The sequence below is a fragment of the Lacibacter cauensis genome (assembly GCF_007830055.1).
Classification (GTDB): Bacteria; Bacteroidota; Bacteroidia; order Chitinophagales; family Chitinophagaceae; genus Lacibacter; species Lacibacter cauensis.
Map to the genome: position 1 here is coordinate 272,020 of NZ_VLLE01000005.1, position 13,752 is coordinate 285,771.

The following is a 13,752-nucleotide window of genomic DNA, read 5'->3' on the forward strand; positions in this document are numbered from 1 at the left end:
CCCTTTTAGTATTTCGGATTAACGCCTGTATAATTGTAAGGCGTAATAGCAGCCAGTTCTTTCTTCACATCTGCACTTACTTTTAAACCTTTAATAAATGCCTGCATGGTTTTTTGGGTGATGGCTGCATTGCCTCTGGTTAATTCTTTTAATGCTTCGTAAGGATTGGGGTAGTTTTCCCGGCGCAGAATGGTTTGAATGGCCTCTGCCACAACTGCCCAGTTGTTTTCCAGATCCTGTTTAATCTTTTCTTCGTTTAACAGTAATTTATTTAATCCTTTGTTGATTGACTTTAATGAAAGTACTGTATGAGCAAACGGTACGCCGAGGTTACGCAATACCGTTGAATCGGTAAGGTCTCGCTGCAAACGTGAAACAGGAAGTTTTGCTGAGAGATGTTCCCACAGTGCATTGGCAATACCCAGATTACCTTCCGCATTTTCAAAATCGATCGGGTTTACTTTGTGCGGCATGGCACTGCTGCCCACTTCGCCCTTTTTAATTTTTTGTTTGAAGTAGTCCATCGATACATAGGTCCAGATATCCCGGCACAAATCAACCAAAATCGTATTGATGCGTTTGATGCTGTCCATTTGTGCAGCAAGGTTATCGTAATGTTCAATTTGTGTAGTGTATTGCTGGCGTTGCAGGCCCAGCTTTGTATCAACAAACTCATTGCCGAATTTTACCCAATCTTTTTTAGGGAAAGCAATATAATGCGCATTGAAATTACCGGTAGCTCCACCAAATTTTGCAGCAGTAGGTAAAGCCGATAATTGCTGCAGCTGATTTTCCAAACGCTCAACAAATACCATGATCTCCTTACCCAGTTTGGTAGGCGATGCTGCTTGTCCGTGTGTACGTGCCAGCAATGGAATATTTTTCCAGTCTTTGGCAAAACCTTTCAGCTTTAAAATAAGGGTAGAAATGCCGGGCAGTAATTCATTCTCCAGGGCTTCTTTCCACGAAAGTGGAATAGCGGTATTGTTAATGTCTTGCGATGTAAGACCAAAATGGATCCACTCTTTCAGGTGGTCTAACTTCAAAGCTTCCAGCTCACGCTTTAAAAAATATTCTACTGCTTTTACATCGTGGTTGGTAACGCTTTCAAGGTTTTTAATTTCCTGTGCCTGTGCTACAGAAAAATTGGTTACCACATCTTTCAGTGCCTGCTGTTGTTGTGCAGACAGCTTAAAGAATTTCTTTTCGCCCAGGAATAAAAAGTATTCAACTTCTACCAGCACACGGTAACGGATCAACGCAAATTCGGAGAAATAAGCATCGAGTTGCTGTAATTGGTTACGGTAACGTCCGTCGACCGGAGAAATAGCTGTGAGGTTTTGAAGTTCCATGGAATAATTTACAGTTTGTAGTTAATCAGTTGACTAAAGGATTGCTGCATATCGTTGTTGCAGCACAAGCGTGCGACGCAACAGGAGCTCAATAGCAGCAAATAGCCTGCCCACCAAAAAATCCTTTTCTTTGCAGCGCAAAAGTAAATGAATTGAAGAAGATTAAAGTTGGTGCAGTCAGTTATTTAAACACAAAGCCCATGATGTATGGCATGCAGAACGATGCGTTTCTGCAGGAGCATGAGCTGGTACCCGATTACCCTTCGAAAGTGGCTGAAATGCTGAAAACCGGAGCGGTTGATGTGGCACTGGTGCCCGTGGCTTTATTAAAAGAGCTGCCCGAATATTTTATTGTAAGCGATTATTGCATTGGAGCAGAGCATGAAGTGGCATCGGTTTGTTTATTCAGCGAAGTGCCCGTGAACCAACTAACGGCAGTGTATCTCGATTACCAAAGCCGCACATCGGTTGCATTAGCAAAAATATTAATGAAAGAATTTTGGGGCATCAATCCCGAAATCATCAATGCACAGGATGAAAGCTACCGTACAAAAATTGCCGGCACAACCGGTGCAGTGGTTATTGGCGACCGGGCATTGGAGCAACGCCGGTTATCAACTTACATCTACGATTTGGCAAGCGAATGGCAGGCCATGACGCATTTGCCGTTCGTTTTTGCTGTATGGGTGAGCATTAAGCCGATGAGTAATGAATGGATCAGCCGGTTTAATGCAGCCAACGCCGAAGGTTTTTTGCATATTGATGAAATAGCAGAAGCGCAGAAGTATCCGGTATACGACTTAAAAAAATATTATACGCATAACATCAGCTATTTACTTAACGATGAGAAGCGAAAAGGAATGGAGAAGTTCCTGGCTTTTTTGAACGCATAATTTGTATTTTTAATTATGCAGCTATCCGGAAGACATTGTTTTTTACTGCTGGTTTTTTTTACAAGCTTTCTCGTACATACAGGTACTGCACAGCAGTTGCGTTACGCCTTTAAAAATTATACACCCAACGACGGGTTACCCAGTTCTGAAGTACACAAAGTACTGCAGGATGCACAGCATTACATGTGGTTTGCAACCGATCATGGTGTATGCAGGTATAACGGCTATGAATTTAAAACGTTTAACCTGGCCGATAATTCCATCCTTGGGTTGTACGAAGATTATAAAAAACGTATCTGGGCCTGGTCGTTTTCGGGCCGGCTGTTTGTGTTTGAAGATGGAAAGTTTGAGGAATATAAGTGGAGTGCAAAGGTTTCGAATGCCATTCGGCCCGGCGTAATTAATGCGCTGTTTTTGGATAGTACTAATTCGCTTTACATTTCCTCAACGGGTCCTAATGCTTATGTGGTTACTGAAAAAGGAGATATGAAGGATTTAATTTCGATTCAGAATCGAATACAGTACAATTCTTTCTCTACCAACCCGGGTAGTTTTTTTTCATATGTTCGGTTCTATCCACGGAAATTTAATTCCGGGCCACTCCCAAACCTTAATACAAACATAGAAATTAGTGTTGGAAATAAAGAAATTAAGATATCAATTCCTCATCATTATAAACCGGAGCTGTTTCGTGCGAAGCAATTTTCAAATGGAACGATCTTATTTGTGTCTGATGAATTTAGTACATGGATTTATAAAGACGGCAGTTATGATTTTCAAAAAAATCAATATCGAATTTATGATGTTGAAGAAATAGACGATGTGTTCTATTTCGCTACAGAAAAAGGGTTGATGATAAAAGATAAATCGGGGAACAGCATTGGAGAATATTTTAGAGATAAGCATATCACATCTGTTTCTAAGGATTACGAAAATGGTTTGTGGTTCACGAGTCTTTTAGATGGTGTTTTTTATTTGAACAGTGTACATGTAAAACATTTGGCCAGAAATGGCGATATTCTTAACAGGCGAATTAATGCTTTACACACGCTTTCTGATTCAAGTTTGCTAGCCGGAACTTTCGATGGGTATGTTATACGTGCTTTGCCCGATAAATTTATTGAAGAGACAAAAATGCTTACTAAACCTGTGTATTCATTATATGTTCGTGGAACTGAGACTTCGAGTGTGTTTGTGGGAGGACCATTGTATAAAAATGAAAACTGGCTGGAAAAAAAAGCAGGGAGAGGGATTTCTTATATTCAATTATCTGGGTTGTCCAACATAATTGAAATGGATAACGTCCTTTATTTAGGAGCAAATGATAATGTGTCGAGAATTGTATTAAAGGATACAGCCTCTTTCAGAAAAGCGCTAAGCAATAATGCGAGCGATTTGCGAATAAGTAATGAAAAGTTTCGTGCAGCAAAAATTTTCTTTACGCATAAGAAAGAATTTTTAATTGGCAATCTTTTGGGTTTATGGAAATTCGCTAACGGGAAATTGAGTCTTTATGATAGTACTAAAGTGCTTCTGAAATCCAGAATTACAGATATAGCTGAGTATAAGAATCAGGCACTAGTTTTAGGTACAAGGGGTAAAGGTCTTGTTTTGCAAAGCGTTGACACCTTCGTTCAATTAACAGAAGACCAAGGACTGGTAAGTAATAATATCAGGAGAATATTTATTGATGGCAACACAATATGGTTGGCAACAAATAAGGGGATATCCATCCTTAATCTGCTGTCGCTTAAACCATTTAAGTATACGGTTCGAAATGTCAACGTTCAGGATGGCTTGCTTTCTAATGAAGTTAATGACATTGTGAGAAATGGAGGTAAAATTATTGTAGCAACCAATGCCGGAATTTCCTATCTGGATATTGGTTATTTCAATACAAGAAAAAGTAAAAGTCTGCCATTTTATCTAACAGGAATAAAGTTAAATGGATTGGATGTTGATTTAGATGGGTTGAAAAATATGGGATTCAGGAAGCGTAACCTTTCTGTTAATTATGAAGCATTGAAATATACAAGTTCGGGAAAATTAAGTTATCGATATCGGCTGGATGGATACGATTCAACCTGGTTTTATACGAATGATTTGCAACTTCAGTTTAACCCCATGCCTTATGGCAAATATGAGTTGCAAATACAGGCTAAGGATGAGCTGGAAGAATGGACTAATTCATTAAGCATAATTCGCATTCCTGTTATTTGCAGATCACCTTTTTGGGCAACAGCATGGTTTTGGGTAACGGCATTTGCATTCATATTAGCATTACTGATTCTTGCTTTTCGTAAAAGGATACAAGTAATCAGAAAGCGACAAAATGAAGATAAAGAACTGCAAAAACGCATTGCCGAATCGGAGCAACTTGCGCTTAAATCGCAAATGAATCCGCATTTTATTTTCAATAGTCTTAATTCTATTCAACAATATGTGATCGATCGTGATGTGAAAGGTGCAAATAGTTTTATTTCCGGCTTCTCTAAATTAATGCGGCAAACACTCGATTTTTCATCAAAAGACAAAATAACAGTAGCTGAAGAAATTGCATACCTGAAAAATTACCTTGAACTGGAGCGTATGCGGATGGAAAGTAAGTTCGATTTTACAATAACCGTTGATACTATATTGCCAGCCAGTGAACTTTATTTGCCTCCTTTGATGTTGCAGCCATATGTGGAAAATGCTTTACGCCATGGTGTACGCTATTTAAGGGATAAAAGCGGGCATATCCATCTCTCTTTTATTGAGCGTGATGAAATACTGGAATGTATAATCGAGGATAATGGTATTGGAAGAGATAAAGCAGCTAAACTAAAGGCAGTAAACCCAATCGAATATCAATCCAGAGGAATGTCATTAACAGCAGAAAGAGTGGAGCTGTTAAATCGTAGTGCCAGCAGACTAATTACCATTACTGTTAAAGACCTTACGAACGAAGCAGGAGAACCATGTGGTACAAGCGTTTCTGTAAAGTTTCCCGTTTAAAGATACTGTTGCATTCAAATGCTGCTTACTTTTATTGCTACATTGGAATAGTTTAAAACTGTTTTTTATGCTTAAAGTGTTAACCGTTGACGACGAGCCGAAGAATTTACGAATCATAAAGGAGTTGCTGAAGGAGTATTGTCCGCAGGTGGCCCATGTTGGCGAAGCAGACAATATTGACACCGCTTATGACCTCATTAAAGAACTGCAACCTGATCTTGTGTTGTTGGACATTGAAATGCCGCATGGTAATGCTTTTGATTTACTTGATAAAATTATGCCGGTTAATTTCGAGATTGTTTTTGTTACAGCATTCGACTCTTACTCTTTAAAGGCATTTAAATATTCGGCGTTAGACTATTTATTAAAACCGGTTGATATTGCCGAGCTGAAGGCAGTTGTGGCACGTGCAGAATTACGAGCAGGGCAAAAGAACATGAATGAGCAGCTAAAGTTCTTAATGCAGAACATTAAACAACCTGCAGGTGGATTGCAAAAAATTGCAGTGCCAACATTTAAGGATCAGCTCGATTTTATCGACTTTCAGTCAATTTTATATTGCGAGGCAAGTGGAGCCTATACTTATATTTTCACTGTTGACGGGCAGAAACTAATTTCTTCCAAAAGCTTGAAGGAGTATGAAGAAATTTTGCCTGAACATACTTTTTTCCGCTTACATCATTCATACCTTATCAATCTTAATAAAGTAAAAAAATACCACAAAGGAAGGGGAGGAGAGGTAGAAATGGAAAATGGCACTTTTCTTGAGGTTGCTACCCGGCGAAAGGACGATTTTATGAGGCGGATAGGGTATTAAATGACCTCTTTACACAGTTATAAATTTTTGCTGCACGCTTATAAGATTTGTGTTTGACCGATTAAAGTATTGTATTTATTTCGAATCCTGAGGCCGTTGCGAAAGCCGTTATGATTCCATCTATAAGCAAATGAACCCCTGTTGCAGTGAATTAATGGTACTGTCCGAGGGTTCTTTTTTCATGTTTAGCCGTGGTTTGTATATTTGCCGCATAAGGCAATAATGAGTTCCTCTCCTTTAATATCTGTCTGTATACCTGCCTACAAAAATGTAGTTTACCTGGAAAGATTGTTTCAATCAATCCAGTCGCAAACTTTTCAAGACTATGAGATAATTGTAACCGACGACAGCCCCGATGCGGCTGTGGGTAATTTGGTTGAGCAGTATCAAATATCTCTGCCTATTTCTTATTACAGAAATGAAAAGCCTCTTGGTTCGCCTGCAAACTGGAATGCAGCCATTGTACATGCAAAAGGCAGCTGGATAAAAATTATGCACGACGACGATTGGTTTGCAGATGAGCATAGCCTTGCAGTATTTGCCGATGCAACAACACAAACAAAAGCAGCATTTATTTTTAGCGGGTTTGTAAATGTGCAACTTGAATCTGGAGCTGAGCAATCGTTTGTAATCAATAAAAGGCATGAGCAGATGTTAAGGCAAAATCCATTGTACCTGTTTCGTGAAAATTATATCGGTCACCCGAGTACAACACTTATCAAAAATGAATTAAAGCAGTGGTTTGATGAATCTGTTAAATGGGTAGTTGATTTCGAATTTTACATTCGAAATCTTCAGACTCATGATTTTTACGCTATTAAACAGCCATTGATAAAAATTGGTATCGGGTCTGAGCAGATAACAACAGCTTCATTTCGGAAAAGGGAAGTTGAGTTGCCTGAAAATATATACCTGCTCAACAAACTGGGTACGCATTGCCTCAACAATATTTTTGTTTATGATTATTACTGGCGCTTAATGCGCAATCTATATATTAACGATGTTGAAGAGCTGAAGGAATATGTGGCTTTAGAACAAGTGCCTTTTGTTTTAAAAAGTATGATCGGGTGGCAGCACAAACTTGGTATTAAGGCATTAAAAAAATACGGTGCATACTCAAAAATAAGTATGACTATGCATTACATGTTGTTTAGATTCAGAAGCTAGTAACTATCTGATAAGATTAATAAAACCTTTTCTGTTTATTTCTCCGCAGCCGTTTATTGCACGTATCTGGTAAATATAAACACCTGGTGGTTGCTGTAATCCGTTAAATGTTCCATCCCAGCATTTTTGGCTGTTATTTGAAGAAAAAATCTTTTGCCCCCAGCGATTGTAAATTGAAAATTCGGTTAACTCCACAAACCCCCAATGACTAATTCCAAAACAATCATTCACACCATCGCTATTCGGAGTAAATGAGTTTGCAATAAATAACTTTTGTGCAATGTTATCGGAAATAATAACTTTCATAGTGTCAGTTGAATAACAACCAATGTTATCGGTTCCTTTTACAATAAAGTCGGTTGTTAATGAAACAGTTGCCACTGGGTTCGCAATGAATGCATTATCCAAAAAAGAGCCGGGGCTCCAGATATAGTTATTTGCTCCGGTTGCTTTTAATTGAATGGTAGATATGCCACATCGCTCAATATCTTCTCCGGCATTAATTACCGGCAATGCATTAACTGTTATTGCCTCAGAATCAAGACTGCGGCAACCTTTGTCTGTAATATATTCATATTTTATAAAATGCTTACCTGCTCCGGCAAGTGTGGGGTTAAAGAGGTTAGGTGTTATCACTCCTGTGCCCCAATAGAAACCTGCGCCTGCCAAACCATTTGCTTCAGTTGCCTGATTAATAGTAATGGTTGTATCAATTAGACAAGTTGGAGTATAAGGTATAAAAAACGATTTCGGTTTTTTGTTAACGGTAAGAGTAGCAGATGGGTTTGTGAAGCCAGAAATCCGGGTGCAATTGTTGCCGTTGTTTTCTTTTAGCTCTGTAATGAAGTATGTTTTAGTAATGGTATTTGTGGTATTTGGAATAGCAAATTTATCGTTGTTGTTTAAATTGCTGATTGTATAAGTTGTTGTTCCGTCTGTAATTTTTATTGCAAAAGGTGCGGATCCTGCCGTTGCAGTAAATCGAAGAAAAGATGAGTCTCCTTCACATCCTTCTGCATCTGTTATTCCTCCCTGCGGTAGTGCTTTAAAAGTTATGGAAGCATTGTTGTTTATTGTGTTTAAACAGTTTCTGTTGTCTGTTATGCTAACCAAAGTAATGGAAGAGTTGTTGTTAATCGCTTCAGCACAGAGGAAGCCAGTATTATTCGAAAGGTTCGATTGGGTATAATTCTTTCCATTAACATTATAAACAATGCTAAAAGGGCTGCTTGCTGAAGTTGATGTAAATGTAATATTAGGCTTTTGACCCGGGCACACAGTTTCCACTGCTAAATTGCCCGTTGGCAAAGCAGTTGATGTTACAGTGAGAAGGTTTGTTATTACACGACATGAAGGAGAATTGATATTGGATCCATTGGCATAGAGAAGCCTGAACTTGTAAGTTTTATTTATGCCAGCTATCGGCATTGTATAATTAATTTGTATTGCATTGCTGTTAGGAATAGTTGTCCATGTAACAGCGTTGTCGGTACTAACCTGCCATAAATACGACGGAGAATTGTAGCCTGTACTCAGCAAACTCCCGTATAGAGTTACAGCAGATCCTTCACAAACAGAAACAGAATCAATTTGAGCTGAAGCATTTAATGAGCTTTTTATTGTTGGTCCACATGGGCGAAAGCTAATGTCGTCTAAAGCAAGATCGTTTCCAGGTTGTGCATTTCCTCCAACACTGTTATTAATGATTTTTACAACAACTGTTGTTTCGCTAATACCAGTGGTGAAAAATAAACCGAATCTGTTCCAGGTGAAAGTCGCAGTTTCTGCAATGGGGCCGGTATTATAAAGAGCGAGCAAAGTGCCATCTGTTTTTTCAATTCTGAACGTAAGATCAGGATCAACTCCGTTTAGTACAGCCGGGTTTAAACAGTTTGCTACCCATGCAGAAAATTCATAGGTTGTTTCTCCACAAAGATTTGTGATTACTTGTTTGTAAAATTCCTGCCCAGCTGTTTGTTGCGAATTGTAGAAAGCCATATAGCCATTTGTATCTCCACTGGTATGATCAGACAGGCCTGAAAACCATGCACTGTTGTTTGGGATGTTATTGGTTATTGTATACTCTCCATCAATAGGCGTTGGAGTTGCAGGGTTGCCTGTTACCGATACATAGGTATGCGTAGTTGAAGCTCCGCTAACAATGGAAGAAAGAGGCGCTGCCGGGTTGCTGCCGCTTCCAAAGTCAACTTGTACTACTGGTGCACCTAAGCTTCCTGTACAAAACTGAGGCGGTGTTGTTACACAATTAACTAACGGGAAGTTATTACAAGCGGTATTAGTTGCATTAATTGTTGCATTTCCTTTTATAATTCCGTTCCATGCCGGATTACCTTGTTTGTTTAATAAATTATCAAAAACATAATAAGCTAATAATCCTGTTTGAGTAGTTGGAGAGGGCAGTGAAGTGTTAACATAAGTTTGAAGTTGAGTCTGTGTTCTTGCTACATTCCATATGCGCACTTCGTTGATATATCCTGTTAAATTCTCTGGTAATCCTGGAAGAAAAGGAGCAAAATCACCAATAGTTGTAATATGATTATTTTGAATGAGATTACCAGTTGCTGCAACTTGCGTAACAAGAAATCCATTTCTATAGAATTTCAGAGTGGTGCCATCGTATACCATTGCAACATGGTATGTTTTGTTTAGTTCTAAAGCACAGGGAGGCAGCGGGGTAATGAAATATCCGTTGGTTGTGGTTATTTCTGCACTAAGGGGACGTAACAAATAGTTACAGTCTGTAGGGTCTTGATGTTTTGAAACAATATCGCCTGCGTACACATAAGCACCCGAGTATGGGGCCGTACGATTAAAGACAGCTTCAACCGTAAGTTTGTTGCCGGTAATATCCAAATCGCCTATCTGGACAGCATCAAATTGTGCATTTGTTTTGAGCCAGTTATCACAAGCTAATGTTTGTGCTGAAGTAGTTGTTTGCTTTTTGCTATTTGATTGGGCTAGTGAGGAAAGGCTCAAAGCGAATAACAAAAGGATGACTAACGTATTTTTTTTCATAAGTAGAACAGCTCAGGAATGGTATTAAAATCAGCCGATTTACCACTGAATTTGCTACAAAATAAATAAGAAAAGCCTGTAATTGATTTAATTGCGCAACATATTTCAGAATTTCTGACCTTAGCTGCCAAATATTTACAAATGAACGATTTGGAACAGTATTTCCGGCAAAACGACAAGCGGTTGATTATGAAATGGCCTCATTATTTCGAGATTTATGAGCGTTATTTCAGCCGTTACCGGAATAAAGAAATTGTGATATTGGAAATTGGTGTTGCAAACGGTGGTAGTTTACAAATGTGGCGATCGTATTTTGGGCCGAAGGCAAAAATTTATGGCGTAGACATTGATCCAAGGTGCAAGGAACTGGAAGAAGAGAATATTGAAATTTTTATTGGTTCACAATCTGATCGAAAATTCCTTCGTGATCTGAAAAGTAAACTTCCACAGGTTGATATTCTGATTGACGACGGTGGACATTCTATGCAGCAGCAGATTGTTACATTTGAAGAGTTGTTTGATATTGTTAAACCTGACGGTGTTTATCTTTGCGAAGATCTTCATACATCCTACTGGTTAACTTATGGCGGTGGGTATAACCGGAGAGGTACTTACATCGAATATTCCAAAAAGTTTATTGATTGGTTAAATGCCTGGCATTCTGAACAAAATGGGTTGCAAGTGAATGAGTTTACGCAAACAGTCAATGCAATTCACTACTACGACAGCATGATTATTATTGAGAAACGACTACGCAGCAAACCATTCGCTGAAAAGACAGGACATTTATTTTTGGTTGACGAACCAAGGCCGGTTTCTCCATTTAAAAAATTTTGGGGAACTGTTAAATTTACAGGGCTTTCAGTAATTAATAAATGTTTGCGATACTTTAATCTTGCAAGTTTTCATTGGAAGTAAATGTGCGGTAGAGATTGACTGGATCTACTTATTAATCAGAAATAGGATATGAGATTAGCAGCAGCTGTGGTATTGTTTCACCCCGACGAAACTGTTGTTTCCAATATTCAATCATACAATGCATTTGTAGATGTTGTGATAGCTGTAGATAACTCCGTTACTAAAAATAATGAAGTTGTTAAGTCATTACAGGGAATAGAGAATCTTGTGTACTTACCTAACGAAAAGAATCTCGGGATTGCTGCTGCTCTTAACCTAGCAGCAAAGCATAGCTCTGAACAAGGATTTACCTGGTTGTTAACTATGGATCAGGATTCATCGTTTGATAGTAAAGAATTTAAGTTATATAAACAGCAAGTATTAGATATTATCATAAACGAGTCGAAAATTGGATTAATCTGTCCTTCTGAAGTAAAAAAAAGTGAGAGTTTGCAAATAACGGAACCTGCCTTTCGTATTACTTCCGGTACGTGGATTAATCTTCATGTGTGGCAGCAGGTTCATGGTTTTGATGAACAATTGTTTATAGATGAAGTAGATAAAGATTTGTCATGTAAAGTTTTTCTGGCAGGCTTCAGGCTTATTGGTTTCGACAATGTTTTGATGAAGCACAAACTTGGTACAAAAAAAAATACAGGATTTTTGAAATTGTTTTTTGTAAAAGAACGTACAGTGCATAGCCCGTTCCGGCTTTACTATATGGTGCGAAATTACCTTGTTGTACGAAAACGATACGGAAAGTACTTTCCAGATATTTTTAAAAAAAGGGATCATGATTTTATGATTATGCTAAAGAATAATATATTTTTTTGTGGTAATTTTTTTTCTGCAGTTTTCCAGGCTGCAAAAGGTTTTGTTCATTATAAACGCAATAAGTTCTAGTGAGTAACAACTACGATCTGGCAGTAGCATGGCGCATATATCCCGGTGTTTCTAAAACCCCGATTATTTTCCCGAATAGCAAATTTCAGCTGGTGAAAACCTGTCTGCAGTCCTTTCTTTTATCAGCAGAAGGATTGCTTGTTCGGTACTTTTTTATTCTGGACGGATGCCCGCCTTCGTACAACGAACTTATTCAATCAATGTTTCCTGCAGCTGATACAACCATTATTGAAACGCAATCGATCGGTAACTGGGCAACTTTCAACAAACAAATTGAAATACTGTTGCAACAAACAGATGCCGAGGCGGTATATTTTGCAGAAGATGATTATTTATACAGACCCGGGAAGTTTAAGAAAATGCTTGGTATGTTGCACAATGGAACAGATGTTGATTTTTTAAGTTGCTATGTGCACATGGATACCTTTACGCATCCTATTCATCGTCATAAGAAGGAAGAGCGAATGCTTGATGACCAACTTTGGAAAACAGATAGCTCAACTTGTTTAACCTTTCTCACCACCAAACAAACACTGTTTGAGACTCAAAATGTGTTGCTTACTTATGCAAAGGGGAATAATGATTGTGCTGTTTGGCTGGTATTAACCAAAACATTTGTTTTAAATCCTTTCGCCTATGTCCGCTTCTTTTTTATGAGCAAAGAGAGTTTTAATATTCTGAAAATGGCGGTGAAATACAGTTTCCGTCATTTTTTTTCACGCAAGAAATACAAACTCTGGATTCCGTACCCTGCTATCGGAACACATTTAGAAAAGGATCTTGTGAGTCCGGAAGTTGATTGGGTCGAATTGAGTAAATGTATAAATGAAAATTGGGAAAACTAATTTTATAGCAACTAGCCGTTCCTGTTATATTTGTCAATAATCCTAACGTAATACTATTTTGAAATGATGCTTTTCAAACTTATATGGAGAAGATTTTTAAAGGGTTACCAAAACTCCAGACTTCATTATTTAGTAAGCAAATGTTTGCATGCTTTACAGTTTGAGGGTTTCATTATCACATATTCTCAGTTTGGTGAAGATATGATACTGGAAAATTATTTTCGTGGACGGAAAAATGGCTTCTATGTTGACATAGGAGCAAACAGGCCAATACAAGGAAGCAATACTTTTAAGTTATATCTTAATGGCTGGAAAGGGATTAATGTGGATGGTAATAAAAAACTTATTGATCAGTTTAAAAAGGTAAGGAAAAGAGATGTGAGTCTATGTGAGATTGTTTCGAATAATAAAGAACAGGTTAAATTTTTTGTTTCTGATGATGATCGTGTATCAACTGTGTCGAGAGAGTTTAAAGAATGGATCAAAGAACACAGGTCATATGATCATGAAGTAGTAATGCTGCCAATGTCGCTTGAAGAAATACTTGACGAACATCTTCCTGTATCTCAGAAAATTGATTTTCTTTCAATAGACGTTGAAGGACATGATTACGAGGTTTTAATATCAAATAATTTTGAGAAGTATAAACCCGAAGTTATTTGTATAGAAGACCATAGTTTTTCGTTTTCTGATATAACTTCAAGCGCAATTTGTCGCTATTTGATGCAAAAGCAATACGAGTTGCAGGGGTATGCTTATCCTAATCTTTTTTTTAAAAGAAATGGAAATTGAGTTGATTGCTTATTTTTTTAGTTGGTAATATTTTAAAGCGAATTAATTAATCT

Annotated in this window: 10 protein-coding genes; 8 read left to right on the forward strand and 2 right to left on the reverse strand. The window is 37.9% G+C overall.

All coding sequences use genetic code 11. The annotated features are described in order from the left end of the window. Window positions 1-5: 5 nt before the first annotated feature. On the reverse strand, window positions 6-1,352 hold the full coding sequence (gene purB / locus IQ13_RS14840; protein ID WP_144887174.1) for an adenylosuccinate lyase: 1,347 nt from the start codon (window positions 1,350-1,352) through the stop codon (window positions 6-8). Between the two features lie 152 nt (window positions 1,353-1,504). Between purB and IQ13_RS14845 the strand changes: the two genes are divergently transcribed. From IQ13_RS14845 to IQ13_RS14860, 4 genes are all read left to right on the forward strand, one after another. Beyond that, window positions 1,505-2,245 (forward strand): menaquinone biosynthetic enzyme MqnA/MqnD family protein, encoded by a 741-nt coding sequence (locus IQ13_RS14845; RefSeq protein WP_242009564.1) that lies wholly within the window; start codon window positions 1,505-1,507, stop codon window positions 2,243-2,245. A gap of 15 nt (window positions 2,246-2,260) precedes the next feature. Further along, window positions 2,261-5,242: a sensor histidine kinase gene (locus tag IQ13_RS14850; RefSeq protein WP_144887175.1), complete on the forward strand. Its 2,982-nt coding sequence runs from the start codon at window positions 2,261-2,263 to the stop codon at window positions 5,240-5,242. 67 nt (window positions 5,243-5,309) lie between these two features. Next, entirely contained in the window at window positions 5,310-6,059 is a 750-nt protein-coding gene (locus tag IQ13_RS14855) for a LytR/AlgR family response regulator transcription factor (protein WP_144887176.1), read from the forward strand. A 222-nt stretch (window positions 6,060-6,281) separates the two neighbouring features. After that, window positions 6,282-7,226: a glycosyltransferase family 2 protein gene (locus IQ13_RS14860; RefSeq protein WP_144887177.1), complete on the forward strand. Its 945-nt coding sequence runs from the start codon at window positions 6,282-6,284 to the stop codon at window positions 7,224-7,226. 3 nt (window positions 7,227-7,229) lie between these two features. Here IQ13_RS14860 and IQ13_RS14865 read toward each other — a convergent pair whose 3' ends face one another. Beyond that, window positions 7,230-10,262, reverse strand: coding sequence for a T9SS type B sorting domain-containing protein (locus IQ13_RS14865; RefSeq protein ID WP_144887178.1), 3,033 nt, complete (start codon window positions 10,260-10,262; stop codon window positions 7,230-7,232). Between the two features lie 141 nt (window positions 10,263-10,403). Between IQ13_RS14865 and IQ13_RS14870 the strand changes: the two genes are divergently transcribed. The 4 genes from IQ13_RS14870 to IQ13_RS14885 all read left to right on the forward strand — a co-directional run bounded on the left by IQ13_RS14870 (window position 10,404) and on the right by IQ13_RS14885 (window position 13,699). After that, on the forward strand, window positions 10,404-11,180 hold the full coding sequence (locus tag IQ13_RS14870) for a class I SAM-dependent methyltransferase (RefSeq protein ID WP_144887179.1): 777 nt from the start codon (window positions 10,404-10,406) through the stop codon (window positions 11,178-11,180). 48 nt (window positions 11,181-11,228) lie between these two features. Further along, window positions 11,229-12,062 carry a glycosyltransferase gene (locus tag IQ13_RS14875; protein ID WP_144887180.1) on the forward strand — a complete coding sequence of 278 codons (834 nt, stop codon included), beginning with the start codon at window positions 11,229-11,231 and terminating at the stop codon, window positions 12,060-12,062. After that, window positions 12,062-12,907: a glycosyltransferase family 2 protein gene (locus IQ13_RS14880; RefSeq protein WP_144887181.1), complete on the forward strand. Its 846-nt coding sequence runs from the start codon at window positions 12,062-12,064 to the stop codon at window positions 12,905-12,907. Before IQ13_RS14875 ends, IQ13_RS14880 begins: the two co-directional genes overlap by 1 nt. A 63-nt stretch (window positions 12,908-12,970) precedes the next feature. After that, entirely contained in the window at window positions 12,971-13,699 is a 729-nt protein-coding gene (locus IQ13_RS14885) for an FkbM family methyltransferase (protein ID WP_144887182.1), read from the forward strand. Window positions 13,700-13,752 lie beyond the last annotated feature (53 nt).